General features: G+C 67.9%; 28 protein-coding genes. 13 read left to right on the top strand and 15 right to left on the bottom strand.

The genetic code is table 11. From position 1 onward, the window contains the following. The first annotated feature begins 13 nt into the window (after positions 1-13). From rpsP to trmD, 5 genes are all read left to right on the top strand, one after another. On the top strand, positions 14-436 hold the full coding sequence (rpsP, locus tag ACEQX1_RS05205; protein WP_009207926.1) for a 30S ribosomal protein S16: 423 nt from the start codon (positions 14-16) through the stop codon (positions 434-436). Between the two features lie 121 nt (positions 437-557). Beyond that, a complete protein-coding gene (locus ACEQX1_RS05200; protein WP_370196576.1) occupies positions 558-2,069 on the top strand; it encodes a diguanylate cyclase in 1,512 nt (503 codons plus the stop codon). Positions 2,070-2,224: 155 nt separating this feature from the next. Next, positions 2,225-2,809 carry a ribosome maturation factor RimM gene (gene rimM / locus ACEQX1_RS05195; protein WP_370196182.1) on the top strand — a complete coding sequence of 195 codons (585 nt, stop codon included), beginning with the start codon at positions 2,225-2,227 and terminating at the stop codon, positions 2,807-2,809. A 109-nt stretch (positions 2,810-2,918) separates the two neighbouring features. Continuing rightward, positions 2,919-3,221 (top strand): putative quinol monooxygenase, encoded by a 303-nt coding sequence (locus ACEQX1_RS05190; protein ID WP_370196183.1) that lies wholly within the window; start codon positions 2,919-2,921, stop codon positions 3,219-3,221. A gap of 7 nt (positions 3,222-3,228) precedes the next feature. Then, on the top strand, positions 3,229-3,921 hold the full coding sequence (gene trmD / locus ACEQX1_RS05185; RefSeq protein WP_370196184.1) for a tRNA (guanosine(37)-N1)-methyltransferase TrmD: 693 nt from the start codon (positions 3,229-3,231) through the stop codon (positions 3,919-3,921). 40 nt (positions 3,922-3,961) lie between these two features. On the opposite strand, the gene sdhA is transcribed toward trmD, so the two are convergent. The 5 genes from sdhA to leuC all read right to left on the bottom strand — a co-directional run bounded on the left by sdhA (position 3,962) and on the right by leuC (position 8,863). After that, positions 3,962-5,815 carry a succinate dehydrogenase flavoprotein subunit gene (sdhA, locus tag ACEQX1_RS05180; RefSeq protein ID WP_370196185.1) on the bottom strand — a complete coding sequence of 618 codons (1,854 nt, stop codon included), beginning with the start codon at positions 5,813-5,815 and terminating at the stop codon, positions 3,962-3,964. Between the two features lie 2 nt (positions 5,816-5,817). Next, complete coding sequence (gene sdhD, locus ACEQX1_RS05175) at positions 5,818-6,198, bottom strand: succinate dehydrogenase, hydrophobic membrane anchor protein (protein ID WP_024351860.1); 381 nt, start codon at positions 6,196-6,198, stop codon at positions 5,818-5,820. 11 nt (positions 6,199-6,209) lie between these two features. Further along, positions 6,210-6,602 carry a succinate dehydrogenase, cytochrome b556 subunit gene (sdhC, locus tag ACEQX1_RS05170; protein WP_024351859.1) on the bottom strand — a complete coding sequence of 131 codons (393 nt, stop codon included), beginning with the start codon at positions 6,600-6,602 and terminating at the stop codon, positions 6,210-6,212. Positions 6,603-6,818: 216 nt separating this feature from the next. After that, positions 6,819-7,298, bottom strand: a complete 480-nt coding sequence (locus ACEQX1_RS05165; protein WP_024351858.1) for a GNAT family N-acetyltransferase — start codon at positions 7,296-7,298, stop codon at positions 6,819-6,821. 149 nt (positions 7,299-7,447) lie between these two features. Next, positions 7,448-8,863, bottom strand: a complete 1,416-nt coding sequence (gene leuC, locus ACEQX1_RS05160; RefSeq protein ID WP_188076454.1) for a 3-isopropylmalate dehydratase large subunit — start codon at positions 8,861-8,863, stop codon at positions 7,448-7,450. A gap of 402 nt (positions 8,864-9,265) precedes the next feature. Here leuC and ACEQX1_RS05155 point away from each other — a divergent pair, with 402 nt between their 5' ends. After that, positions 9,266-9,802, top strand: coding sequence for a DUF421 domain-containing protein (locus ACEQX1_RS05155; protein WP_370196187.1), 537 nt, complete (start codon positions 9,266-9,268; stop codon positions 9,800-9,802). A gap of 6 nt (positions 9,803-9,808) precedes the next feature. On the opposite strand, the gene ACEQX1_RS05150 is transcribed toward ACEQX1_RS05155, so the two are convergent. After that, positions 9,809-10,657: a transcriptional regulator gene (locus ACEQX1_RS05150; protein WP_277024850.1), complete on the bottom strand. Its 849-nt coding sequence runs from the start codon at positions 10,655-10,657 to the stop codon at positions 9,809-9,811. 209 nt (positions 10,658-10,866) lie between these two features. Between ACEQX1_RS05150 and ACEQX1_RS05145 the strand changes: the two genes are divergently transcribed. Then, on the top strand, positions 10,867-11,112 hold the full coding sequence (locus ACEQX1_RS05145) for a DUF2061 domain-containing protein (RefSeq protein WP_370196188.1): 246 nt from the start codon (positions 10,867-10,869) through the stop codon (positions 11,110-11,112). 93 nt (positions 11,113-11,205) lie between these two features. On the opposite strand, the gene rplS is transcribed toward ACEQX1_RS05145, so the two are convergent. Continuing rightward, the gene (gene rplS / locus ACEQX1_RS05140; RefSeq protein ID WP_024351854.1) at positions 11,206-11,667 is read right to left on the bottom strand and encodes a 50S ribosomal protein L19; all 462 of its coding nucleotides are present in this window, start codon (positions 11,665-11,667) and stop codon (positions 11,206-11,208) included. 316 nt (positions 11,668-11,983) lie between these two features. On the opposite strand from rplS, the gene ACEQX1_RS05135 reads away from it, so the two are divergent. Both ACEQX1_RS05135 and ACEQX1_RS05130 read left to right on the top strand, forming a co-directional pair. Further along, positions 11,984-12,739 (top strand): sulfite exporter TauE/SafE family protein, encoded by a 756-nt coding sequence (locus tag ACEQX1_RS05135; RefSeq protein WP_024351853.1) that lies wholly within the window; start codon positions 11,984-11,986, stop codon positions 12,737-12,739. A gap of 128 nt (positions 12,740-12,867) precedes the next feature. Next, entirely contained in the window at positions 12,868-13,548 is a 681-nt protein-coding gene (locus ACEQX1_RS05130) for a hypothetical protein (RefSeq protein WP_370196189.1), read from the top strand. Positions 13,549-13,627: 79 nt separating this feature from the next. Here the strand turns inward: ACEQX1_RS05130 and kduD are convergent, their stop codons facing one another. The 8 genes from kduD to uxaC form a co-directional block, all read right to left on the bottom strand. Then, positions 13,628-14,386 (bottom strand): 2-dehydro-3-deoxy-D-gluconate 5-dehydrogenase KduD, encoded by a 759-nt coding sequence (gene kduD / locus ACEQX1_RS05125; protein WP_370196190.1) that lies wholly within the window; start codon positions 14,384-14,386, stop codon positions 13,628-13,630. Next, positions 14,383-15,207: a 5-dehydro-4-deoxy-D-glucuronate isomerase gene (kduI, locus tag ACEQX1_RS05120; protein WP_370196191.1), complete on the bottom strand. Its 825-nt coding sequence runs from the start codon at positions 15,205-15,207 to the stop codon at positions 14,383-14,385. The genes kduD and kduI overlap by 4 nt, the downstream gene beginning before the upstream one ends. A gap of 86 nt (positions 15,208-15,293) precedes the next feature. Next, on the bottom strand, positions 15,294-15,617 hold the full coding sequence (locus ACEQX1_RS05115) for a cupin domain-containing protein (protein ID WP_370196192.1): 324 nt from the start codon (positions 15,615-15,617) through the stop codon (positions 15,294-15,296). A gap of 35 nt (positions 15,618-15,652) precedes the next feature. After that, the gene (locus tag ACEQX1_RS05110) at positions 15,653-17,134 is read right to left on the bottom strand and encodes a mannitol dehydrogenase family protein (RefSeq protein ID WP_370196193.1); all 1,482 of its coding nucleotides are present in this window, start codon (positions 17,132-17,134) and stop codon (positions 15,653-15,655) included. A gap of 2 nt (positions 17,135-17,136) precedes the next feature. Continuing rightward, positions 17,137-18,417 (bottom strand): TRAP transporter large permease, encoded by a 1,281-nt coding sequence (locus ACEQX1_RS05105; RefSeq protein ID WP_187391648.1) that lies wholly within the window; start codon positions 18,415-18,417, stop codon positions 17,137-17,139. Between the two features lie 8 nt (positions 18,418-18,425). Next, on the bottom strand, positions 18,426-18,941 hold the full coding sequence (locus ACEQX1_RS05100; protein ID WP_024351846.1) for a TRAP transporter small permease: 516 nt from the start codon (positions 18,939-18,941) through the stop codon (positions 18,426-18,428). A 136-nt stretch (positions 18,942-19,077) separates the two neighbouring features. Next, the gene (locus ACEQX1_RS05095; protein WP_277025673.1) at positions 19,078-20,067 is read right to left on the bottom strand and encodes a TRAP transporter substrate-binding protein; all 990 of its coding nucleotides are present in this window, start codon (positions 20,065-20,067) and stop codon (positions 19,078-19,080) included. Between the two features lie 38 nt (positions 20,068-20,105). After that, positions 20,106-21,512, bottom strand: coding sequence for a glucuronate isomerase (uxaC, locus tag ACEQX1_RS05090; RefSeq protein ID WP_370196194.1), 1,407 nt, complete (start codon positions 21,510-21,512; stop codon positions 20,106-20,108). Between the two features lie 79 nt (positions 21,513-21,591). Here uxaC and ACEQX1_RS05085 point away from each other — a divergent pair, with 79 nt between their 5' ends. The 4 genes from ACEQX1_RS05085 (at position 21,592) to ACEQX1_RS05070 (ending at position 26,220) form a co-directional block, all read left to right on the top strand. Further along, complete coding sequence (locus tag ACEQX1_RS05085; protein WP_029703623.1) at positions 21,592-22,296, top strand: GntR family transcriptional regulator; 705 nt, start codon at positions 21,592-21,594, stop codon at positions 22,294-22,296. Between the two features lie 70 nt (positions 22,297-22,366). Beyond that, complete coding sequence (uxuA, locus tag ACEQX1_RS05080) at positions 22,367-23,581, top strand: mannonate dehydratase (protein WP_370196575.1); 1,215 nt, start codon at positions 22,367-22,369, stop codon at positions 23,579-23,581. Continuing rightward, positions 23,578-24,483, top strand: coding sequence for a sugar kinase (locus tag ACEQX1_RS05075; protein WP_009207950.1), 906 nt, complete (start codon positions 23,578-23,580; stop codon positions 24,481-24,483). Before uxuA ends, ACEQX1_RS05075 begins: the two co-directional genes overlap by 4 nt. Before the next feature lie 105 nt (positions 24,484-24,588). Next, positions 24,589-26,220 (top strand): serine hydrolase, encoded by a 1,632-nt coding sequence (locus tag ACEQX1_RS05070; protein ID WP_370196196.1) that lies wholly within the window; start codon positions 24,589-24,591, stop codon positions 26,218-26,220. The last annotated feature ends 70 nt before the right edge of the window (positions 26,221-26,290 follow it).

Genomic DNA, 26,290 nt, shown 5'->3' with positions numbered 1-26,290 from the left:
AAGGACAAGACCCATGCCCCTGAAGATGCGCCTCGCCCGTGCCGGCTCCAAGAAGCGGCCCTACTACCACGTCGTCGTTGCCGACGCCCGCTCGCCGCGCGACGGCCGCTTCGTCGAGCAGCTCGGCTCGTGGAACCCGATGCTGCCGAAGGACGCCCAGCGCGTCACGCTGAACGAGGAGCGGATCAAGCATTGGCTCGCCGAGGGCGCACAGCCGACCGACCGCGTCCTGCGCTTCCTCGACCAGGCCGGCATCATGAGCCGTCCGTCCCGCGCCAACCCGACCAAGGGCCTGCCGGGCAAGAAGGCCCAGGAGCGCGAGGCCGAGCGCAAGCAGCGTGAGGAAGACGCCGCGGCCGCCGCAGCCGAGGCCGAAGCCGCCAAGAACGCGCCGGCCGAAGAGGCTCCGGCCGAGGAAGCCGCTTCCGCCGAGTAAAGCGTCAAGTAAGCTTGGCGTAGCATCATCCTTGTGCAAACGGCGCCTCTGGGCGCCGTTTGAGCAGGGCGGCATCGGAATGTTCCGGGAGCGGTCGTCCTCAGGAGGGATACTGCTTCACATGCCCGATGCAAGACTGGACCCGGCCGACGGCCTCGGAAACGGCCCCGACGGCTGGGCCGAGACCGCGATCTTCGATCTGGCCCCCGTGCCGCTGTGGATCGAGGATTACAGCGGGGTGAAGGCGCTGTTCGAGGAATGGCGCTCCGCGGGAATCATCTCGATCCGCGAGCATCTCGACGCCGATCCGTCGCGCGTCGCCGCCGCGGCACAGAGGATCCGGCTGATCGCCGTGAACCAGTGCACCCTCGACCTGTTCGAGGCCGACAATTTCCAGAGCATCTGCGACAATCTCGACAAGGTCTTTTCGGGCGACATGCTCGACAGCCACAAGGAAGAGCTGATCCAGCTCTGGGAGGGGCAGACCGAGTTCGAGAGCTATGCGGTCAACTACACGCTGACCGGCAAGCGCCTCGACGTGCAGCTCAAGGCGCGGCTCCTGCCCGGCCACGAGAGCGACTGGAAGCGGCTGCTGATTTCCACCGAGGACGTCACCGAGCGCGAGGACCAGCGCCGGGAACTGGCGGTGAGCGAGAGCTTTGCCCGCGGCCTGTTCGAATATTCGCCGGTCTCGCTGTGGGTCGAGGATTTCTCCGAGGTGAAGGCGCTGATCGACGATGTCCGGGAGCGCGGCATCACCGATTTCCGGACCTTCGTCGACGTCCATCCCGACTTCGTCAGCCGGTGCCTGTCCGAGATCCGCGTCATCGATGTGAACGAGCACACGCTGCAGCTGTTCGGCGCGGAGAGCCGCGACGATCTGTTCAGCCGGCTGGGCGAGGTGTTCCGCGACGCCATGGAGCAGCATTTCCGCGAGCAACTGGTCGATCTGTGGGAGGGCAAGCTGTTCCAGCAGCGCGAGGTGGTCAATTACAGCCTCAGCGGCGACCAGCTCCATGTCCACATGCAGTTCTCGGTGTTTCCCGGGCGCGAAAGCGACTGGTCGCTGGTGCAGGTCGCTTTGACCGATATCACCGCGCGCAAGAAGGCCGAGGCCTATCTGGAATATCTCGGCAAGCACGACATCCTGACCAAGCTCTACAACCGCTCGTTCTTCGTTGACGAGCTGAACCGTCTGGAGCGCAAGGGCCCGACGCCGGTGACGATCATCGTTGCCGACCTCAACGGCCTGAAGACGGTCAACGACGTGATGGGCCACGCGGCCGGCGACGCTCTCCTGCGCCGGGCCGGCGAAGTGCTGAACGAGGCGGTGCGCGAGCCCTGCCACGTGGCACGGATCGGCGGCGACGAATTCGTGGTGATGATGCCGGCCAGCAGCGAGGAGGACGGCCTGCAGATGGCCCAGAACATCGTCGAGCTGGTCGAGGTCAACAACCAGTTCTACACCGGCGCGGAGCTGTCCTTCTCGCTGGGCGTGGCGACGGCCGAGGCCGGCGAGCGGCTGGAGGCGACGGTCAAGCGCGCCGACGCCCGCATGTACGAGGCCAAGCGCAAGCACTATGCCGACGAGAAGCGCGATCGCCGCCGCGAAGGGCAGTCGCTGGTGAACTGAGGCGCGGAACGTCTCCGGCGCATGCCCGCTGTCGCCAAGGCGGACGGGGCGGGCTATTGTCGCCGCCGCGTCCCACCCCCGAATGAATGAGTCGTTCCCGATGCAGCAAGCGGTCCCGAGCGCACAGCGCGATCCGTCCAATGGCGAGATCGCCCATGTCTGAGACCGGCAAGCTCGAGAACCCCGTCCTCCTCGGTGTCGTCGGCGGGGCCCAGGGCATCAAGGGCGAGTGCCGCGTGCGCTCCTTCACCGCCGACCCGACCGATCTCGGCGCCTACGGGCCGCTCGTCGACGCCTCCGGCAATCGCTACACGGTCCTGTCGGCGCGGGTCGCCAAGAACGTCGTCGTGGTCCGCTTCAAGGAGGTCGCCGACCGCAACCACGCCGAACGGCTGAACGGGCGCGAGCTCTTCGTCGATCGTTCGGTGCTGCCCGAGCCGGAGGACGACGACGAGTTCTACCTGGAGGACCTCGTCGGCTACGCGGTCGAGACCGTCGCGGGCGAAGCCGTCGGCACGGTCATCGCCTTCCACGATTTCAACGCCGGCGACATTGTCGAAATCCGCCCGACCAAGGGGCAGACCCTGATGATCCCCTTCTCCGAGGCGGCGATCCCGGTGATCGACGCGGAGCGGCGGCTGATGGTGGTCGAGCCGGGCCCGGCCGGACTGGCGACGCCCGACGACGAGCCGGGGGACGGCGAAGAGGCCGAAGGCGGCGCCGCTCGCGACGACCGCTAGGACCGTCGCCCCGGCGCGCAGTTTACTCGCACGGTCCGATTGCGTAACCACCTGCCGGTAGGCACGCCGACGAGGGGGCCGGCTGCCGCTTTTTCGAGGGAGGACACACATGATCATCGTTTCCGGCATCCAGCGTCTCGACCCGGCCGATCTCGACCGGGTGCGCGAAGCCGCCCGCACCGTCATCGCCGCGACCCGCGAGGAGCAGGGCTGCATCGTCTATTCCTTCGCCGAGGACATGGCCGAGCCCGGCCTTCTGCGCGTCTACGAGGAATGGGAGACCCGCGAGGACCTGGAGCGGCACGCCAAGTCCGACCACGTTGCCGCCTGGCGCGCCGCGCTGGCTTCGGTCGAGGTGCTGCACCGCGACCTGAAGATCATCGAAGCCGGCGCCGTCCAGCCGCTCGGCTGATCCGCCCATGAGCTTCCGCGCCTCCATCCTGACGCTCTATCCGGAGATGTTTCCCGGCCCGCTCGGCGTATCGCTGGCGGGCCGCGCGCTGGAGCGCGGGGACTTCTCGCTGGAGACGGTGCAGATCCGCGACTTCGGCATCGGCCGTCATCGCATGGTGGACGACACACCGTCGGGCGGGGGCGCGGGCATGGTCATGCGCAGCGACGTGGTGGCGGCCGCGCTCGATCACGCCGCGCCGGAGGCCGACACCCGGCCGCGCATCCTGATGAGCCCGCGCGGCCGGCCGCTGACCCAGGAACGGGTCCGCGAGCTGGCGGCGGGCGAGGGGGCGGTGATCGTCTGCGGCCGCTTCGAGGGCGTCGACGAGCGGGTGATCGCGGGACGCGGCCTCGAGGAAATCTCGATCGGCGACTACATCCTGTCGGGCGGCGAGGTCGGCGCGCTGGTGCTGCTCGACGCGGTGGTGCGGCTTCTGCCGGGCGTCATGGGCAATGCGGTGTCGGGCGATGCGGAGAGCTTTGAGGGCGGGCTTTTGGAGCATCCGCACTATACCCGGCCGGCCGAATGGGAGGGCCGGACGATCCCGCCGGTGCTGACCTCGGGCGATCATGGGGCGGTGGCGCGCTGGCGCCGCGACGAGGCCGAGCGGCTGACCCGCGAACGGCGGCCCGACCTCCTGCCGGGCAAGTCCCGCTAGTCAAGGCGAAAGCCGGCGGGCCGAAGCCCGCCGACGGGTCCTAGTAGACCCGCTTCTTCGGCTCGATGTAATCGATCTGGTTCGACAGCGTGTAGGTGTGCACCGGCCGATCCTCGAGCGTGACGGTCTTGGCGACCGTGTCGCAGAAGGACAGGGTGTGCTTCATCCAGTTGGCGTCGTCGCGATCGGGGAAATCCTCGCGGGCATGGGCGCCGCGCGACTCGGTGCGGTTGCGCGCCGAATCCATCGTCACCACCGCCTGGGCGATGAGATTGTCGTATTCCAGCGTCTCGATCAGGTCGGTGTTCCAGATCAGCGAGCGATCGGTGACACGAATGTCGTCCGACGCCTTCCAGACCTCGTGGATCTTGGTGTGGCCTTCGTCGAGAATCTCGCCGGTGCGGAACACGGCGCAGTTGGACTGCATCGTGTTCTGCATGTCGGCGCGCAGCTCCGCCGTCGGCGTCGCGCCATTGGCGTAGCGGAAGCGGTCGAGGCGGGCGAGCGCGTTGTCGCCGGCGCCGACTGGCAGGTCGGGCTGCTCTTCCGACGCGCTGACCGTCTCGGCGCAGCGAAGGCCGGCGGCCCGGCCGAAGACGACCAGATCGATCAGCGAGTTGGAGCCGAGGCGGTTGGCGCCGTGGACCGACACGCAGCCGGCCTCGCCGACGGCCATCAGGCCCGGCACGACCGTATCGGCATTGCCGTCCTTCTTGGTCAGGACCTCGCCGTGGAAGTTCGTCGGGATGCCCCCCATGTTGTAGTGGACGGTCGGCAGCACCGGGATCGGCTCCTTGGTGACGTCGACACCGGCAAAGATCCGGGCCGATTCCGAAATGCCCGGAAGCCGCTCGGCCAGCACCGCCGGATCGAGATGATCGAGGTGCAGGTGGATGTGGTCCTTGTTCTTGCCGACGCCGCGACCCTCGCGGATTTCCATGGTCATCGAGCGCGAGACGACGTCACGCGAGGCCAGATCCTTGGCCGAGGGGGCATAGCGCTCCATGAAGCGCTCGCCCTCGGAATTCGTCAGATAGCCGCCTTCGCCGCGCGAGCCCTCGGTGATCAGGCAGCCGGCGCCGTAGATGCCGGTCGGGTGGAACTGCACGAATTCCATGTCCTGCAAAGGCAGGCCGGCGCGCAGCACCATGCCGCCGCCGTCGCCGGTGCAGGTATGGGCCGAAGTGGCGGAGAAATAGGCGCGGCCGTAGCCGCCGGTCGCCAGGATCGTCTTCTTGGCGCGGAAGCGGTGGATGGTGCCGTCATCGAGGCAGAGCGCCACGACGCCGCGGCACACACCCTCTTCGTCCATGATCAGATCGATGGCGAAATACTCGATGAAGAACTCCGAGGAGTGCCGCAGCGATTGGCCGTAGAGCGTGTGCAGGATGGCGTGGCCGGTGCGGTCGGCGGCGGCGCAGGTGCGCTGCGCGGCCGGACCCTGGCCGAATTCGGTGGTCATGCCGCCGAAGGGACGCTGGTAGATGCGGCCATCCTCGGTGCGCGAGAAGGGCACGCCAAAATGCTCGAGCTCGTAGACGGCGGCCGGCGCGTTGCGGACCAGATATTCGATGGCGTCCTGGTCGCCCAGCCAGTCCGACCCCTTGACGGTGTCGTACATGTGCCAGCGCCAGTCGTCCTTGCCCATGTTGCCGAGCGAGGCGGCCACGCCGCCCTGCGCCGCGACCGTATGCGAGCGGGTCGGGAAGACCTTGGTGATGCAGGCGGTCTTCAGGCCGGCCTGGGCCGCGCCGAGGGTGGCGCGCAGGCCGGCGCCGCCGGCGCCCACCACGACCACGTCGAAGGTGTGGTCGGTGAATTCGTAGGCCTTGCCGTTCTGGGACGGCGCCGTGCGGTGCGGCTGGCCGTTTGCGTTGGTGCCGTTCGTGGCCATGGTCAGACTCCGAAGCTCATCCGGGCGATCGCGAACAGGCTCGCGACGGCGATGGCGATGGCGAAGAAATTGTTGAGGATCAGCAGCGGCAGCTTGGTCGTGCCGTGAATGTAGTCCTCGATGATCACCTGCATGCCGAGACGCATATGGTAGGTGAAGGAGATCACGGTCAGTGCGACCAGCAGTCCCACCAGCGGATGCGCGAGGGCCGCGCGGACCTCGGCATAGGGCTGGTCGTGCAGGACGATCAGCAGGATCACGAAGCCGGTGATCAGCACCAAATTGGAGATCGCCGACAGGCGCTGCTGCCAGAAATGGCCGGTGCCTTCATGGGCGGAGCCGAGGCCGCGGACGCGGCGAAGCGAGGTTCTCATCTCAGTCATGGAAATATCCCTCAGCCGAAGACCACGATGCCGACCCACAGGATCAGCGTCAGCGCAAGCGAGGCGACGAGGGTGGCCTGGGCCAGCTTCGTCGACGTCTCCTTGCTGAGCCCGATGCCGGTGTCCCAGATCAGATGGCGGATGCCGCCGAACATGTGGTGGAGCAGCGCCCAGGTGTAGCCGAACAGGATGATCCGGCCGATGATCGAGCCGAAGAAGGCCGAGGCGTAGGAGAAGGCCTCCGGGCCGCTCGCGGCGGCGACCAGCCACCATACGAAGAGCAGCGTGCCGACATAGAGCGCCGAACCGGTGATGCGGTGCAGGATCGACATCGCCATGGTCGGGCGGAATCGGTAGATCGAAAGATGCGGCGACAGCGGCCGCGCAGTCTTGAGGTCGGACATGGGTGCCTTCTTGTCCTCGCATTGGCCAGGCGCTGTGCGCGGGGGCCGGGTTGCCCTTCCCCTACAGCGATCGGAACGCTTCTAAAAGGCTTATCGCAATTGCGAAAGCAACCCTTTGGGCGCGGGATCGCTGGGGGCGGTTCGGCTTAATCGATTAGGCGCGGCAAGAAGGCGCGCGACGGGCGGGTCGCCGCCGGAGCCGATGCGCGCGGCGAATCAGCGCTCGGACGGATCGCGGTCGCGGAAGCGGATGACGTAGCTCGCCCAGTCGGCTGGATCGGCGACCTTTTCGTAGAGGCCGCGTCCGGTGCCCGGCGTGCGCGGGGCGTGCAGCACCAGCTTCGACCAGCCGCGACCGTCGGCCTCCTCGGCGAGAAGATCGATCATCGCCTTGGCGATGCCCTTCCGGCGATGCTGGTGGTCGACATAGATATGATCGGCGAGGCCGGAGCGCATGCCTGTCCACACATCCGGCAGATCGTAGAAGATCACGAAGGCGACGAGCCGGCCATTCAGCCGCGCGCCCAGCACCTCGGCGGTGCGGTCCTGCAGCAATTGCTCGGCATAGTAAGTGTCGGGCGCGCCCGGCGGGCCGCGAAACAGCGACTGGTTATAGGCCGAGATCAGCGGCGCCAGATCGCGCGCATCGCCCAGCCGCAGGCGCTCAATGTCGATATCGGGGGCCGGAATTTCCATCCGGTCTGTGTCGACCGGAACGCGGCGGGCGTCAAGCCTGTGACGCAGGGTCGGATACACGCGAAAAGGGCGGCCCGTCGCCGGTGCCGCCCCTTGCAGACCTGTGATCGAAGGCGATGCCCGCCGCTCGGCGGCGACGCAGCTCGTGCCTAGCGCCAGTCGCGGATGTCGACGAAGTGACCTGCGATGCCGGCCGCCGCGGCCATGGACGGGGAGACCAGATGGGTGCGTCCCTTGTAGCCCTGCCGGCCCTCGAAATTGCGGTTCGAGGTCGAGGCGCAGCGCTCGCCGGCCTCGAGCCGGTCCTCGTTCATGCCGAGGCACATGGAGCAGCCCGCCTCGCGCCATTCGAAGCCGGCATCCTTGAAGATGACGTCGAGGCCTTCTTCCTCGGCCTGCGCCTTCACCAGGCCCGAACCCGGCACGATCATGCCCGAGACGCCCTCGGCGATCCGGCGGCCCTCGACGACCTTGGCGGCTTCCCGCAGATCCTCGATGCGGCCGTTGGTGCAGGAGCCGATGAAGATCTTGTCGACCTTGATGTCGGTCATCTTCGTGCCCGGCGTCAGGCCCATATATTCGAGCGCGCGCTCCTTGGACTTGCGCTTGTTCTCGTTCTCGATGGCGGCCGGATCCGGCACGACGCCGTCGATCGAGACGACGTCCTCGGGCGAGGAGCCCCAGGAGACGATCGGCGGCAGGTTCGCCGCGTCCAGATGCACGATCTTGTCGTAATGGGCGCCCTCGTCGGAGGCGAGGCTGCGCCAGTAGTCGACGGCCATCTGGAAGGCTTCGCCCTTGGGGGCGCGCGGACGGCCTTCGATGTAGCGATAGGTGGTCTCGTCGGGCGCGATCAGGCCGGCCCGGGCGCCGGCCTCGACCGACATGTTGCAGATCGTCATGCGACCTTCCATCGACAGGCCGCGGATCGCCTCGCCGGCATATTCGATGACGTGGCCGGTGCCGCCGGCCGTGCCGATCTGGCCGATGATGGCGAGGATGATGTCCTTCGACGTCACGCCCTCCGGCAGCGCGCCGTCCACCTGGACGAGCATGTTCTTCGCCTTGGACTGGATCAGCGTCTGGGTGGCGAGCACGTGCTCGACTTCGGAGGTGCCGATGCCGTGGGCGAGCGCCCCGAAGGCGCCATGGGTCGAGGTGTGGCTGTCGCCGCACACGATGGTCATGCCGGGCAGGGTGAAGCCCTGCTCAGGGCCGATGATGTGGACGATGCCCTGGCGGCGATCGGCGGCGTCGTAATATTCGATGCCGAAATCGGCGGCGTTCCTGGCCAGCGCCTCGACCTGGATGCGGCTTTCCTCGTTCTTGATGCCGTTCACCCGGTCGGCGGTCGTCGGCACGTTGTGGTCGACGACGGCGAGGGTGCGCTCGGGCTGGCGGACCTTGCGGTCGGTCAGGCGCAGGCCCTCGAAGGCCTGCGGGCTGGTGACCTCGTGAACGAGATGGCGGTCGATATAGAGGAGGCAGGAGCCGTCCTCCTGCTGGGCGACGAGATGCTCGTCCCAGATCTTGTCGTAGAGGGTGCGCGGTTTGGCCTGGCTCATGGGTCGGTCCTTCTCCGGCGGGCGTCACGCTCCGGCCGGTCTGTGCATGGATGAAACGATGGGCGGGGGGCTCGCGGCCCTCGCATCCTGGCGCCTAGAGGCCGTCGGCGGCGAACAGGCGATAGAAGAAACGTCCCGGCAGCCGCGCGTGATCGGAGAGCTTGGCGAAGCCCTCGCTGGTCGGCAGGCGTCGACGCGCCTTCATGTCCCGGATCCGATGCATGGGCACAAAATAGCGATTGCGACGGCAGGTGACAATCGGGGCGCGGTGCCGGCGCCTGCGCTTTCCTGCAACGGCGGGGGAACCGTCGCGCGCTTCGGCGATTGGCTCTTGCAAGCGGCATGTCGGGACGCTCCGCGATCCCCGCTGCCAGAACCGAACCCGGACAAAGCCGAGCAATCATGTTCTTCGACAGTTGGTACGACCTTTTCCGCATCGTGATCGTCGGGGCGCTCGCCTATGCCGGCCTCGTCTTCCTGTTGCGGATCACGGGCAAGCGCACCCTGTCGAAGATGAACGCCTTCGACCTGGTGGTGACGGTTGCGCTCGGTTCGACGCTGGCCACGGTGCTCCTGAGCAAGGACGTGACCCTGACCGAGGGGCTGGTGGCGTTCCTGCTCCTATGCGCACTGCAATACGGCGTGGCCAGCGCATCGCTCTATTCGGCGCGGTTTCGCGACATGATCAAGGCCGAGCCGACGCTGCTGTTCTTTCGCGGCCGGTTTCTGGCGCCGGCTCTCCGCCACGAGCGGGTGACCGAAGACGAGGTGATCGCCGCGATGCGCTCGAGCGGCCATGCCGCCATGGCCAATGTGGAGGCGGTGGTGCTGGAGACCGACGGGTCGTTCAGCGTGCTGGGCAAGGGTTCGGAGCCAGCGGACACGTTGCGCACGGTCAACGATCGCACCGACGCTTCGGATCTGACCGCCAACGGCTGACCCGCGTCAGTCCGGGACGGCCAGCTTGCGGATGAAGGCCGGGGTGTGCCGGGCCTCGAACTCCGATTCGCGGATCAGGCCGTCGATGTGGCGGGTCAGTTCCAGCACCTGCCGCCGCTCGCGGAACGCCAGATAGAACTGCCCGACATAGATGATCGCCTGCAGCGGCCCGAACACGGTGACGGGCGCCGAGAACACCTTCTTTCGATCGAAGAGATAGAGCCGGAGCGACGGGTAGAGCTCCTCGGTCAGTTGCCGCAGACGGTCGAGCTGGGCGCGGCGCTCGGCCGCCGGCAGGCCGCGCCAATAGCCTTCGCCCGCGGCAAATCCCTCGAGCGCGTCGATCGGCATGGCGATTTCGTAGTCGGTGTCGGGGGCCCGCAGATAGTCCAGCCGGTCGCGCATGTCGGCGATCGCCTGGTCCGAGGTGCGGCCGAGGAAGTCGCCATATTCGAACCGCAGCACCTCTTCCGATTTCAGCATGTCCGGCAAGGTCGCCGGCACGTGGCGGATCTTGTAGCCGCGGGCTTCCTCGTGCCAGCGGAAGATCAGTTCGTCGGAGGGCGCCCGCGCGGCCTCCTCGATCCGCATCGAGGCCTGCAGCATCTCGGCCGCCCGCTCCGGTCGATCGGTCAGGCCGAGCAGCCAGTCGGACGAGACGCCGAGGGCCGAGGCCGCTTCGGCGGCGAACTGGGCATTGGGCAGCCGGCCGTCATCGGACGACAGCAGCAGCGACACGGTGGACCTGTCGGCGCCGCTGGCCCGGGCGAGGGCGCTCTTGGTCATGCCGGTCGCGGTCATCGCGCTGGCGAGACGTTCGCGAAACAGCCGGGAGCGGTGGCGCTTGTCCATCATCCGTGAAGATTATCACGTCTTGCGGATAAAATCTCCATACGTGACTTCAGCCATGAGAATTCACGGAATACCCCGGACCGTGTGAGCCGGCTATGGAAAGGGGGCCGCAGGGACGGTGGAGCCTCGCTCAAAGCCGTTCGTGTCCCGCCCATCACAACCGGCGACGCTGCCCGTCGCGCAGCCCCGCCCGCACAGGAGAGATCGCAGCCATGGAAACCCGCATGCGCAGCCTGACCAAAGCCGCCTCCTGGCAAGGGCTCGGTCTGGTGACCATGTCGGCCCTTGGCTATCTCTTCACCGGATCGCTGACATCGGGCGGCATCCTGGCCGTCACCTCCGGCGGCGTCGGCTTCTGCGTCTATCTCCTGCATGAGCGCCTGTGGGCGCGGGTCCAATGGGGCTGGGACCCTGGCGGCGACGACGGTGATGACGGGCTCGGCCGCGGCCGCGCCTGACCCGCCACGGTGCACCACCTGCTCTGAAATTCGCGCACAAAAAAAGCGGCCCGGAGGCCGCTTTGAAATCCTGACGAAACTGTCTGCTGCCGATTACTCGGCGGCTGCGTCCTTGGCAGCCTGCTTCTCGGCCTTGGCGCGGTCGCGCTCGGCGACGGCGACCTGACGGGCCTCGTCGTTCAGCTTGCGCGCACGGACGTTGGTGGCCTCGACGATACGGGCCGACTTGCCGCGACGATCGCGCAGGTAATACAGCTTGGCGCGACGCACCTTGCCGCGGCGCACGACCTCGACCGAATCGAGCATCGGCGAATACACCGGGAAGACGCGCTCGACGCCCTCGCCATAGGAGATCTTGCGAACGGTGAAGTTCTCCTGGATGCCGGCGCCCGAGCGCGCGATGCAGACGCCCTCATAGGCCTGCACACGGGTGCGCGTGCCTTCGGTCACCTTGACGTTCACCCGCAGCGTGTCGCCGGCGGAAAATTCGGGAATGGTGCGGATCGCGTTGATCCGTTCGGCCTCGGCGGCCTCGAGTTCAGAGATGATGTTCATGGCATAGCCTCAATTCGTTTCATGCCGGATGAGTTTGTCTCAGCCGACATGGCCGCCGGGACGGTCAAGTTATTCTGAGGAAATCGGTGGTGCCCATACAACGCTTTGGCCGGCTTGTCACTAGCTGCGAGCGAAGAACCGGTCGGAATCCATCCGGATCCGTGTGCGAAGCCACGCAAGACGCCTCTGCCTTGTCGCTCCGCGGGGATCGTGCGAAGCCCTTGTGACGATGCCGCGCGGCCGCGCGCGCGTCGTTCCCGCTTCAGGCCACCGCACGCCATGCCGGCATGCGGCCGGCGCTCCAAGGTCTTCTCGCATGTCCGTCCTCGTTATTGCCCTCCTGTTTCTCGCAGGCTTCGTGTCCGGTGCCATCAATGCGGTCGCCGGCGGCGGCACCTTCATCTCCTTCGGGGCGCTGACGCTGATCGGCGTGCCGTCGATCGTCGCCAATGCGACCTCGTCGATCGCCCAGCTGCCGGGTTACATCACCTCGACGCTGGCCTATCGCAAGGACTTCGCCAAGATGTGGCGCGGCGTCCTCGTCCTGGCGGTGGTCTCGGCCATCGGTTCGCTCGGCGGCGCGCTGTTCCTGCTCTACCTCAACAACGAGCAGTTCTCGGCCGTGGTGCCCTGGCTGCTGCTCGGCGCGACGGCGCTGTTTGCGGCCGGTCCCTGGCTGAAGCCGAAGCCGAAGCACCAGGACGCGGCGGCCGAGGGCCGCAATCTCGCCAGCCCGATCGTCCAGTTCTTCACCTCGATCTATGGCGGCTTCTTCGGTGCCGGCATGGGCATCATGATGCTGGCGACGCTGGGCCTGACCGAGGGCGGCGACTATCATCGGCTGAACGCCATCAAGAACCTCCTCGCCAACGTCATCGCCATCACCGCGATCATCGTCTTCGTCTCGGGCGGCGTCGTCGACTGGCCCGGCGCGCTGGCCATGATACCGGGCGTGGCTTTGGGCGGTTACGCAGGCGTCTGGGCAGCCAAGCGGGTGCCGCAGATCGCGGTGCGGCTGTTCGTCATCGCCATCGGCCTGATTCTCGCCGGCTATTATTTCTGGATCGGCTGAAACGGATCGCTCCGGGGAGGGGGCGATTCGCCATCCTGACAGGCGGGGTCAAAGGCCCTAGCTTGTCCCATGGGACACCGCTGAACGGCTCGACAGAACGGCCGGTACGACCAAATTCGGAGGACTACATGATCAGAACGACCCGCGTCGCCCTTGCCGGCATCGCCTTCCTTGCACTGACGGCGGCGCCGGCCCTTGCCCAGTCCCAGGACGGGACGCCGGCCGAGGGCAGCGACGCGAAGCCGGCGATGGAATCGACGGCCGGCGCGCCGACGCCGACCGAGCCGGCGGCGACCGAAACGCCCGAAGCCCCGGCCGCCGCCGGAGGCGAGGCCAGCGACGCGACCGCGTCCGGCGCGCCGGGCGGCTCTGCCGTCACCGACGAGGAGACGAAGCGCGCTCCTGTCGCGCCGAGCAACGAGGTCGGCGAGAAGTTCGAGCTGCCGCGGGTGTCGGACGACAACCAGATCGAGATGATCGCCGGTCTCTGCGGCGTCCAGATGAAGCAGATGAGCCCGGCCGCCTGCACCTGCCTCAGCGAGGCCGCGATGGAGGATCTGTCGGCGCCGCAGCGCGACTATCTGATCGCCAGCGTCGTGGCGCCGCCGGTGGCCGAGCGCATGCTGGGCGACGGCCGCGTCGGCGAGCCCGACCAGAAGGAAATCTTCGCCTTCCTGCAGGCGACGTCGGAGAGCTGCGCCGCCGAGACAGGTGCGGCCGGCCAGGATAACAATGCTGCCGCGCCCGCGACGGCTCCGGCCGAGGCGACGCCCGGCACCGGGGACGACGCGGCCAAGCCGGCGAAGTAACTCACGCGGTCAGACGGATCGGAGAAGGGCGGTGCCATGTCGGCGCCGCCCTTTTTCGTTTTGGGGCAGACGCGGTGCCTCAGCGCGCCAGCCAGCCGCCATCCACCGGCAGCACGGCGCCGTGCACGTAGCGTGCGGCGTCGGAGGCGAGGAACACGGCCGCGCCGCCGATGTCGGAGGCTTCGCCCCAGCGCCCGGCCGGAATCCGTCCGAGGATCGCGGCGGAGCGGTCCGGGTCCTCGCGCAGCGCCTCGGTGTTGTTGCTGACGATGTAGCCCGGGGCGATGGCGTTGACGTTGACGTTGCGCGCGGCCCATTCGCAGGCGAGCAGCCGGGTCAGGCCGCAGATGCCATGCTTGGAGGCGGTGTAGCTCGCCACCCGGATGCCGCCCTGGAAGGACAGGACGGAGGCGATGTTGACGATCGCCGCGTGGCGGTCGTCGGCCATGGCCGCCTTGCCGAAGGCCTGGGAGAGGAAGAAGGCGGTCTTCAGATTGAGGTCGAGGACGTCGTCCCAGTCGGCCTCGCTGAAATCGACCGCGTCGGCCCGCCGGATGATGCCGGCATTGTTGACGAGGATGTCGAACGGGCCGTCCTGACGCGCCGCGGCCTCGTAGAGCGCCACGGCGGCCGTCTTGTCGGACAGGTCGGCGAGGTGTTCGCTGCCGCTGCCGCCGGCCTGCGTGATCATCTCCAGCGTCTCGGTCATGGCCGAGCGCCCGGCGCAGGCGACCGTGGCGCCGGCCCCCGCCAGCGCCACGGCAATGCCCTGGCCGATGCCGGTATTGGCGCCGGTAACGAAGGCGCGCTTGCCGGTCAGGTCGAAGCTGGAACTCATCGCAGGTCTCCCATCTCCACCATGTCCACGTCCTTGTAGTCGACATTGTCGCCGGCCATCGCCCAGATGAAGGTGTAGGACGCCGTGCCCGCGCCGCTGTGGATCGACCAGGGCGGCGACAGGACCGCCTGCTCGTTCTTCACCACCAGGTGCCGGGTCTCGGACGGCTCGCCCATCATGTGGAAGACGCGGGCATCCTCGGGCAGGTCGAAATAGAGATAGGCCTCGGAGCGGCGGTCGTGGACATGGGCCGGCATGGTGTTCCAGACCGAGCCGCCGTGCAGCGTGGTCATGCCGGCGACGAGCTGGCAGCTCTCCATGACGTCGGGATGGACGAACTGGAAGATCGAGCGGTCGTTGGAGGTGGCGGCGGCGCCGAGATCGACGCGCTTGGCGGCATCGATGGTCACCAGCCGGGTGTCGAAATGGCGGTGGGCCGGGGCGCTGAGGATGTAGAAGCGCGCCGCCGCACCGGAGAAGGTCAGCGGACCGTCGCCGAGGCCGACATAGAGCATGTCGCGATGGTTGAGTTCATGGGTGCCGCTGCCGGTGCGCACCGTGCCGGTCTCGCCGATATTGACGATCACCGCCTCGCGGCGGTCGAGGAAGCCCGGCGTGCCGGTCTCCCTGGCGCTGTCGAGCACCAGGTCGCCGGCGGACGGCACGGCGCCGCCGACGATCATCCGGTCGTAATGGCTGTAGACCAAATTGATCTCGCCCGGCACGAAGGGCTTTTCGATCAGGAATTCGGCGCGCAGCTGCGCGGTGTCGAAGGTGCGGGCGTGACGCGGGTCGATCGCCTGTCGTGTCTCGATCGTCATGGGATGTCTCCGTTCTGGACATGGCTCCGCCGTCGCACCGGACGCGAGCCCGGTACGGGACAGAAACGGGTGGTGTCTTAGCCGGCTTAGAGGAAGTCTTCGCGAGCCGGGGTGAAGATGTCGATCAGCGTGCCGCCGGTCGCCGACAAGCAGGAATGCACGGCGTTGGACGGGACCACGAGGCTGTCGCCTGCGGTCACGCGCCGGGTCCTGCCGGCAATGGTGAAGTCGAAGACGCCCTGTCGGACATAGGTCGCCTGGAGATGCGGATGGGAATGGGCCGGGCCGCAGCCGCCCGGCTGGAACTCCACCTCGACGACCATCATCTCCGGCGAATGGGTCAGGATCCGCCGCCGCGTGCTGGCGTCGACCTGGGTCCAGTCGCCCGGTGTCTCAACGATCGTGCTCATGGTCTGTCTCCTTGCGGTGCCTCAAGCGGAGGCGCCTAGCGGGGCGAATGGGCAGTGCGTGCCACGGTGGCCGCGGCGCCGTCGGTGAGCAATGCGGCGAGGGCCGCGGTCACGGCGCGCCGGAATTCGGGATGGTCGCGCAGATCTGCGCCGAAGACGTCGCCGATGCCGAGATAGGCCGCGGCCAGCCGCTCCGGATCGCGGCCGGCCTCCTCGCCGATGGCCCGCAGCCGGTCGGCCAGCGGGTCCCTGACGTCGATCGGCGCGCCGGCCTCGTCGGTGCCGGTGACGTAGCGCATCCAGGCGGCGACCCCGAGCGCCAGACGCTCGAAGGGCGCCCCGGCGGCGATGCGATCGCGGACCGTGCCGAGCAGGCGCTGGGGCAGCTTCTGCGAGCCGTCCATGGCGATCTGCCAGGTGCGGTGCTGCAGGGCCGGATTGTGGAAGCGCGCCAGCAGCGCCTCGCGGTAGCCGCCGAGATCGGTGCCGGGCATTTGCAGCGTGGGCATCACCTCCTCGGTCATCAGGCCGCGCACCAGCGCCTCATAGGCCGGGTCGGCCATCGCCTGCGCCACCGTCTGGTAACCGCCGAGGTAACCGAGATAGGCCAGCGTCGAATGGGAGCCGTTGAGCATGCGCAGCTTCATGCGCTCGTGTCCCTCGACATCGGACACCATCTCGGCGCCGACGGCGGCGAAGTCGGGCCGGCCGGTCGGGAAGCGGTCCTCGATGACCCACTGGCCGAAGGGTTCGCTGACCACCGGCCAGGCATCCTCGACGCCCAGCGCCGCGGTGATCTCGGCGATGTCGCCGTCGCTGGTGGCCGGCACGATGCGGTCGACCATGGTGCCGGCGAAGGCGACGTCGTTCTCGACGAAACGCGCGAGGTCACCGCCGATCAGGGCGGCATATTGCGAGACGATGCGGTGGGTGGTCTCGCCGTTGGACGGGAGATTGTCGCAGGGCATCACCGTGAAGGGCACGATGTTCGCCTCGCGCCGGCGTTGCAGCGCCTCGGCGATCAGGCCCGGTGCCGTGGTCGGCGCGCGCGGGTTTTCGAGATCCGCAACGATGTCGGGATGGGCGGGGTTGAGGTCGCCCGTCGCCGGATCGTGGCAATAGCCCTTCTCGGTGATGGTCAGCGACACGATGCGCACCGCCGGATCGCACATCTGCGCCAGCAGGGCTTCGGGATTCTGCGGCGCGACATGGATTTCCTTCAGCGACCCGATGACCCGCAGCTGCGCGCCCTCGCCCGAGCGGAAGGCGACGGTGAAGAGATTGTCCTGCGGCGCCAGCGCATCGCGCATGTCGGCCCGGCGCAGCGACGCGCCGGCGATCGCCCATTGCGGATCGGTGGCGAGGATGTCGTCGAGATAGACCGCCTGATGGGCGCGGTGGAACGCGCCGACGCCGAGATGGACGATGCCGGTGGTGGTCCGCCGCGGATCGTAGGCCGGCCGTCGGACGGCCTGGGGCAGGGACGGGAGGGTCGAAAGCGACAGTCTTTGCATCATGCTCACTTGAACAGCGACGGCAGCCAGAGCGACACCGCCGGGACGTAGGTCACGAGGCCGAGCACGAGGAGCGCGGCGCCGTAGAAGGGCCAGATGGTGCGCATCGCCTGCCAGACCGAGATCCGGCCGATGGCGCAGCCGACGAAGAGGACGGCGCCGACCGGCGGGGTACACAAGCCGATGCCGAGATTGAGCACCATGATCACACCGAACTGCACCGGGTCGACCCCATAGGCGGTCACGACCGGCAGGAAGATCGGCGTCGTGATGATGATCAGCGGCGACATGTCCATGAAGGTGCCGAGGCCGAGCAGCATGATGTTGACCATCAAAAGGATGACGATCGGGTTGTCGGAGACGCTCTTCATGAAGGCGACGAGCTCGGCTGGCACGCGCAGATAGGCCAAGAGCCAGCCGAAGGCGGCGGCAGCGCCGATGATCAGCAGCACCATGGCGGTGGTGCGCACGGCGCCCAGCGTCGCCTCGACGAAGGAGGCGAAGCTCAGCGTGCGGTAGCACACGATGGTGGCGAGCACCGCGTAGACCACGGCCACGCAGGAGCTCTCGGTGGCGGTGAAGATGCCCGAGCGCACGCCGCCGAAGATGATGGCGATCAGCAGAAGCCCCGGAATGGCGGTCAGGAACAGGACGCCGACGGTGCGAAAGCCCTGGAAGGTCTCGGTCGGATAGCCTTGCCTGATGGCGACGCGCCAGGCGACGAACATCAGGACGCCCGCCAGGAGGACGCCAGGAACGATGCCGGCGGTGAACAGGTCGGCGATGGAGATCGAGCCGCCGGCCGAGATCGAATAGATGATCATGTTGTGGGACGGCGGCATCAGAAGCGCGATGATCGACGAGACGACGGTGATGTTGACCGCGTAGTCGGCGCTGTAGCCGCGCTTTTCCATCTGCGGGACCATCAGGCCGCCGATCGCCGAGGCATCGGCGACGGCCGAGCCGGAGACGCCACCGAACAGGGTCGAGGCGGCGACATTGACCTGACCGAGGCCGCCGCGGGCATGGCCGACCAGCGAGCCGGCGAAGGCCACCAGCCGCGAGGCGATGCCGCCGCGCACCATCAGGTCGCCGGCATAGATGAAGAAGGGAATGGCGAGCAGCGCGTAGACGCTGAGGCCGGAATTGAGCCGCTGGAAGACGATCAGCGGCGGGATGCCCATGTAGATCACCGTCGCCAGCGACGCGATGCCGAGGCAGAAGGCGATCGGCGTGCCGATCAGGAGGAGGAAGACGAAGCTTCCGAAGAGGATGAAGAGATCCATGGTCGGGCTCAGTCCGAAATCGCGAAGGCGTTGGCATTCTCGAGCCCGCTGAAGCGGCGCAGGATGCGGTTGGCCGTGAAGAGGATGGACAGGACGGCCCCGACGATCAGCGGCATGAAGGTGGTGCCGCCGGGAAGGCCGAGGGTCGGGATAGTGGTGTTCCAGGTGCCGGCCATCAGCTCGGTGCCGTAGACCATCATCGCCAGCGAGAAGCCGAGGACGGCGAGGTCCGAGATGGTGCGCAGGGCTTTCTTGCCGTTGTCCGGCACGACATAGACGAGGACGTCGAAGCCGAGATGGTAGCCCTCGTGGATGCCGACGCTGGCGCCCAGGAAGATGAACCAGCCCATGAGCTGCACGGAGGTGGATTCGGTCCAGCTCGGGCTGTCGTTCAGCACGTAGCGGGCGAAGACCTGCCAGAAGATGATCAGGGTCATGGTGACGAGACCGATGCCCGCGCCCCAGAGCGCGGTCCGCGCCAGCCGGCGCACGAACGGTTCGATCGTCAGGAGAAAGTGACGCATGGAGCGGGGTCAACCTGCGACGGGAACGGCCGGGGCGAGCCGGCGGGACGCTCGCCCGCTGCCGTTTCGGCGGGACGCAGCGAAGACAGGATCGGGACCGGCGGCGGCATTGCGCCGCCGGTCCCCGCGAAGGCTGCTACTCGGTCGCCTGGATGCGGGCGACGAGGTCCTTCAGCTTGTCGTTGGTCACGTATTTCTCGTAGACCGGCTTCATCGCGTCGATGAAGGGCTGCTTGTCGATGTCCTTGACGACCTCGACGCCGGCCTCGCGGACCATCTTCTCCGATTCCGCCTCGCGGGCCTGCCACAGCTCGCGCATCTTGGTGACGCTCTCCTTGGCGGCGGCGCGGACGATCTCCTGGTCCTCCGGCGAGAGCTTCTCCCAGCTCTTCTTGGACATGACGAGGACTTCCGGCACGATCAGGTGCTCGTCGAGCGTGTAGTGCTTGGCGACCTCGAAATGCTTGGAGGATTCGAAGCTCGGCCAGTTGTTCTCGGCGCCCTCGATGACGCCGGTCTGGATCGAGGAATAGACCTCGCCATAGGGCATCGGGGTGGCGTTGCCGCCGAGCGCATTGACCATGTCGACGAAGATGTCGGACTGCATGACCCGGAACTTCAGGCCCTTCAGGTCCTCCATCGACTTGATGGGCTTCTCGCTGTTGTAGAAGGAGCGGGCGCCGCCGTCGTAATAAGCGAGGCCGATCAGGTCATGGGGCTCGAAGGCCGCCAGGATCTCTTCGCCGATCGGGCCGTCCATAACCTTGTGCATGTGGTCGATGGACCGGAAGATGTAGGGCAGCGAGACGACCTGGGTCTCTTCCACGATGTTGTTGAAAGGTCCCATGGAGACGCGGTTCAGGTCGATGACGCCGAACTGGGTCTGCTCGATCGTGTCCTTCTCCTCGCCGAGCTGGGCCGAGTGATAGACCTCGACGCCGATGCGGCCGTCGGTGCGCTCCTTGATGAGCTCGCCCATGTACTTGACCGCCTCGACGGTCGGATAGCCGTCGGGATGGGTGTCCGACGAACGCAGCAGGGTCTCCTGCGCCGAGGCGACCGTGGCGGCCCCCGCCAGCATCGTCGCCAGCGCGATCGTCGCGGTGACTTTCCTGAATATGCTCATGCCTGCTTCCTCCCAGAAATGGCGGCGTCAGCCGCCGGTCAAAGCCTGTAGGCCTCCTTGGCCAGGCGATAGGCAAGATCGTCGGCAACCTCGAACGCTTCGTCCTCCACGAGGCGTCCGGTGACCACGAGATCGGCCAGATAGGCGCAGTCCACCCGCCGCGCGACGTCGTGCCGGGCGGGGATCGAGCAGAAGGCGCGGGTGTCGTCGTTGAAGCCGACGGTGTTGTAGAAGCCGGCGGTCTCGGTGACCTGCTCGCGGAACCGCTTCATCCCTTCCGGCGCATCGAAGAACCACCAGGGCGGGCCGAGCTTCAGGCACGGATAGACGCCGGCCAGCGGCGCCAGTTCGCGCGAATAGACGGTCTCGTCGAGGGTGAAGAGGATGATCGTCAGGCCGGGCTCCAGCCCGACCGCGTCGAGCAGCGGCTTGAGCGCGGTGACGTAATTGGTCGGCTGCGGGATGTCGAAACCCTTGTCGCGGCCGAAGCCGGCGGCGATCCGATCCGAATGGCTGCGGAAGGAGCCGGCATGGATCTGCATGACCATGCCGTCCTCGACCGACAGCCTCGCCATCTCGGTCAGCATCTGGGCGCGGAAGGTCTCGCGGTCGTCGGCCGAGGCCGATCCGTCGGTGACGCGGGCAAACAGCGCCTCGGCCTCGGCGCGGGGCAGGTCGGCGGTGCGCGCCGTCGGATGGCCGTGATCGGTCGCGGTCGCTCCGAATTCGCGGAAATAGGCGCGGCGGGCGCGGTGGGCGTCGAGATAGCCGGCATAGCTGGCGACGTCGCAGCCGGTGATCTCGCCGAGACGCACGAGATTGGCGGCAAATCCCGGGAAGTCGGGGTCGATGACGGCGTCCGGACGGTAGGTGGTGATCACCCGTCCGCCCCAGCCGCTGTCGCGGATCGTGCGGTGATGGGCGAGATCGTCCAGCGCGCTCTCGGTGGTGGCGATCGCCTCGATGTTGAAGCGCTCGAACAGCGCCCGCGGCCGGTAGGAATCCTGCGCGAGGCGCTCGGAGATGCGGTCGTAGTAGAAGTCGGCGGTCTCGGCCGACAGGCGCCGCTCGATGTCGAACAGGGTCTGGAAGGAATGGTCGAGCCACAGCCGCGTCGGGGTGCCGCGGAACAGGTGATAATGGCTGGCGAAGCGGTGCCAGATGGCGCGGCCGTCGGTCTCGGTCGCGACGCCGTTGGCGTCGGGCACACCGAGCTCCTCCAGGCTGATCCCCTGCGAGACCAGCATGCGGAAGATGTAGTGGTCGGGCGTGACGAAGAGCTGGGCGGGGTCCGGGAAGGGCTGGTTCTCGGCGTACCAGCGCGGATCGGTATGGCCGTGCGGGCTGATAATCGGCAGGTCGGCGACCGTCTGGTAGAGCGCACGGGCGATGTCGCGCACCCTCGGCGTCGCCGGGAACAGCCGATCCTCGTCCAGTAGCGCCATCCGTTCCTCACCCACGAATTTCATTGCTTGCGAACAAACTGGTATCCTAGTATCCGAACGTCGTCAACAAAGGTCCGCCATGTCTCTCGAAGCCCTTTCCCCGGACGCCACGACCCAGCCCCGGGGCACGATGGCCGACAGCGTCTACACGCAATTGCGCACGGCCATCCTGGAGCTTCGCCTTCTGCCCGGCGTCGGCATTTCGGAGGCTGAGGTCGCCCGGCATCTCGGCGTGTCGCGCCAGCCGGTGCGCGAGGCCTTCGGCCGGCTCGCCCGTACCGGCTATCTGCGCGTGCAGCCGCAGCGCCGGACCGAGGTGGTGAAGATCTCGGTGCAGGAGGTCCGCAATGCTCGCTTCATCCGCGAGGCGCTGGAGGTCGCGGTGGTGCGCGAGGCCTGCCAACGCGACGTCGGCGAACTGGTCGGCCGGCTGGAGGCCAATCTGGAACTGCAGCGGGCGGCGCAGCTGAAGGACGATCGCCACACCTTCCATCTGGAAGACGACGAATTTCACCGCCTGATCGCGCAGGGCGCCGGATGCGGCTTTGCCTGGCAGCTCATCGACGAGCAGAAGGCGCAGATGGACCGGTTGCGCTTCCTGTCACTGGCCTTCGGCCAGCCGGCGGTCTACGAGGACCACGTGGCGATCTTCGAGGCCATCAAGGCCCGGGACGGCGAGGCGGCCGACCTTGCGATGCGCACGCATCTCGGTCGGATCAACGACCATCTGGTCCGCCTGAGGGTCGAGTTCGACCAGTATTTCGACGACAGCGACGCGGGCTGAGCCGGCGCGCCGTCAGCCAGGACAGGGGCGTCGCAGGGCGCCCGACACGCGACCGGGGTGGGGACGCAACATGCAGGAAACGTGGCGCTGGTTCGGGCCGCAGGATCGCATCCAGCTATCGGAAATCCGCCAGACCGGCGCCCGGGGCATCGTCAATGCCCTGCACGAGATCCCCTATGGCGAGGTCTGGACGGTCGAGGCGATCACCGCGCGAAAGGCGCTGATCGCCGACGATCCGGCGCTCGGCCTGGAATGGCGGGTCGTGGAAAGCCTGCCGGTGCATGAGCGCATCAAGCTGGGCGACGGCGATCTGGAGCCGCTGTTCGAGACCTATCGCCAGTCGCTGCGCAATCTCGCCGCCTGCGGCATCCACACCGTCTGCTACAATTTCATGCCGCTCCTCGACTGGACGCGGACCGAACTGGCCGCGCCGGTGGTGGGCGGCGGCACCAGCCTGCGCTTCAACATGCACGAATATGTCGCCTTCGACGTCTTCATGCTGGAGCGCGAGGGCGCGGCCGACGACGTCGCGCCGCAGACGCTGGCGCGGGCGAAAGCCTGGTTCGAGGCCTCGACGCCGGCCGATCGCGAGCGGCTGCTGACTGCCATCAATGCCGGCCTGCCGGGCGCCTATGCGCGCTACGACGTCGCCGGCCTGCGCGAGATCCTCGGCCGCTATGCCGGCATCACCCGCGACGACGTGCGGGCCAATTACCGCCGCTTCCTCGAAGCGGTGGTGCCGGTGGCCGAAGAGGCCAGCATGCGGCTTTGCGTCCATCCCGACGATCCGCCGCGACCGCTCTTCGGCCTGCCGCGGGTGGTCTCGAACGCCGAGGACATCGCCTTCGTGCTCGATGCCGTGCCGTCGCCGGCCAACGGCCTGACGCTCTGCTCGGGCTCGCTCGGCGCCAATCCGGCCAACGACGTGCCGGCCATCGCCGCGCGTTTTGCCGACAAGATCCATTTCGCCCATCTCAGAAACGTCGCCAAGGACGCCGACGGCTCCTTCGAGGAGGCCGATCATCTGGCCGGCGACACCGACATGGTGGCGCTGGTGCGGGTTCTGATGGCCGAGGAACGCCGCCGCCGGGCCGAGGGCCGGGCCGACGCGGAAATCCCGATGCGACCCGATCACGGCCACGAGCTTCTGTCCGACATCGGTCGCGGCACCCATCCGGGCTATCCGGTCATCGGCCGCATGCGCGGCCTGGCGGAACTGCGCGGCGTCATGGCCGCGGTGGCGGCCCTTGACGGCGATGCGGCCGCCCATCGGGTGCCGGCATGAGTGCGGCGACCCGCAGGCGCATCGTCTCCATCGGCGAATGCATGGTGGAGTTGTCCTCGGCCGGCGAGGGCCTCTATCGCAAGGGCTTTGCCGGCGACACCTTCAACACCGCCTGGTATCTGCGGCGCGGGCTCGGCGAGGGCTGGGACGTCGCCTACCACACGGCGCTGGGCACCGACACGACATCGGACGAGATGCTGGCCTTCTTCACCGAGGCCGGGCTTGCGACCGATCTCGTCCGCCGCATTCCTGAGCGGATGCCGGGCCTCTACATGATCCATCTGGATGGCGCCGAACGCAGCTTCTCCTACTGGCGCGACAGCGCCGCGGCCAAACTGCTGGCGGCCGACCCGGCGCAGCTGGACGCGGCCGCGGCGAGCGGCGACGCCTTCTATTTCTCTGGCATCACCCTGGCGATCCTGTCGCCGGACGATCGCCAGCGCCTGCTCGACATGCTCGGCGCGGCCCGCGCCGCCGGCAAGCTGGTCGCCTTCGACCCGAATATCCGGCCGCGCCTGTGGCCCGAGCCGGATGTGATGCGGGCGGCGATGGAGGCGGGCGCCGCCGTCGCCAGCCTCTGCCTGCCGAGCTTCCCGGACGAGGTCGCCGCCTTCGGTGACGCGTCGCCCGAGGCGACCGCCAGGCGGTATCTCGCCTGCGGCACCGGCGAAGTCGTGGTCAAGGACGGCTCCGACCCAGCGCTGGTCGCGACGGAGGGCGGCTTCGAGACCGTGGCCGCGCGCAAGGTCGCCGACGTCATCGACACGACGGGGGCGGGCGACAGCTTCAATGCCGGCTATCTCGCCGCGCGCCTCGACGGCGCCGAACCGCGGCAGGCGGCCGAGCGCGGGCACGAGCTGGCCGGCGAAGTCGTTCGCCATTACGGCGCCCTGATCCGTTAACGCGGCCGAAACCCTGCCGGGAGTGCGGGGTTCCTGTCGCATCTGCCGCATCGTAAGGTTGCTTCACCCGCTCCGTCGTCCGGTGCGGGTGAAGGGAGCCTTGCGATGATCCGCCTTGTCCATCTGGTCGGAACGCCGGCCCTGCCGGTATTGGCCCTCAGCCTGTTTCTGGGAGCCCCGGCAGCACCCGCGATGGCGCAGGATGCCGCGTCGCCTTCGCCCGCCAATCTCCTGCCGGCGCCCGTCATGCCGGTGCCACCGCTTCTGGACCGGCAACAGGTGGACCGGGCCGTCGATCGGCTCGACGGGGTCGTCGAGGGCCTGATGGAGACGACCGGCGTGCCGGGCGTCGCGGTCGCGGTCGTCTACCGGGACGAGGTTCTCTTCGCCAAGGGCTTCGGCCTGCGCGAAGTCGGCGAGCCGGAGCCGGTGGATGCCGACACGGTCTTCCTGCTCGCCTCGTTGTCGAAGCCCATCGCCTCGACCCTCGTCGCGGGGCTCGTCGGCGACGGCCTGTTGGCCTGGGACCAGCGGGTGCGCGGCTACGATCCCTCCTTCGCCCTGTCCGATCCCTATGTCAGCGAACATGCGACCTTCGTCGATCTAATGTCGCATCGTTCGGGGCTGGCGACGGGGGCGGGCGACCTTCTCGAGGATCTCGGCTTCGACCGGGAGACGATCCTGTCGCGGATCGACCAGCAGCCCCTGGACCCGTTCCGCTCGACCTATCACTACTCCAATCTCGGCTATACCGCCGGTGCGGTCGCCGCCGCGAAGGCCGCCGGCCAACCCTTCGAGGCGCTTGCCACGGAGCGGCTGTTCCAGCCACTTGGCATGACCCGCACGAGCTATCGCAACGCGGACTATGCCGGCCATGACAACCGGGCGAAGATCCATGTGCGGGCCGGCGCGCCGGACGAGGGGCGCTGGGAGGCGCGCTACGAACGCGTGGCGGACGCCGAGGCGCCGGCCGGCGGCGCCAGCGCCTCGGTCTCGGATATGGCCCGCTTCCTGCGCCTGCAGCTCGGCAAGGGGCGTTTCGAGGGCGCGACCCTGATCGATGAAAGCGCCCTGGCGACGACCCATCAGCCGCATATGCCCAATCGCCTGCCGGCCGATCCGTCGATCCGCGCCGGCTTCTACGGGCTGGGCTGGAACGTCGGCACCGACGATCTTGGCCGGGTGACGCTCGGCCATTCCGGCGCCTTCAACCTCGGCACCGCGACGGCGATCTCGCTGCTTCCCGGCGAGGAACTCGGCATCGTCGTCCTGACCAATGGCGAGCCGATCGGCGTGCCGGAAGCGATCTGCGCGAGCTTCATGGATATCGTTCAGAACGGCGCGCAGACCGTCGACTGGCTGGGCTTCATCGGCGGCATCTTCGCGCAGCAGCGGGCCGCCGAGCTTGAGGCGGCGGAGGTGCCGCCGGCGCCCGCCAATGCCACCGCGCCGCGCGATCTCGAGACCTATGCCGGCCGCTACGCGAACAGCTATTACGGCCCGCTCCGCGTCGAGGCGGAGGAGGGCGCCCTGTCGATGATCCTCGGCCCGGCACAAGCGCCGACGCGCTTTGCCCTCACCGCATATGACGGCGACGTCTTCACCTTCGAGGCGATCGGCGAGAACGCCACCGGGCCATCGCTCGCGCGGTTCCGCACGGGAGACGATGGCCGGGTCGCGGACATCACGCTGGATTATTACGACCGGGCGGGTCTGGGGATTTTCGTCCGGGACTGAGCCGGTGGATCCGCGGCGCACATGCTCTGCGCCGCGGATCGAGGATCGCGCACGGGCGCCGGCGCCGTAG

Origin of the sequence: Aurantimonas sp., from assembly GCF_964217435.1 — a bacterium.
In the GTDB taxonomy this organism is placed as follows: domain Bacteria; phylum Pseudomonadota; class Alphaproteobacteria; order Rhizobiales; family Rhizobiaceae; genus Aurantimonas; species Aurantimonas coralicida.
The sequence above is the reverse complement of the archived record's forward strand: the minus strand, read 5'-3'. Positions and strand labels throughout refer to the sequence as shown.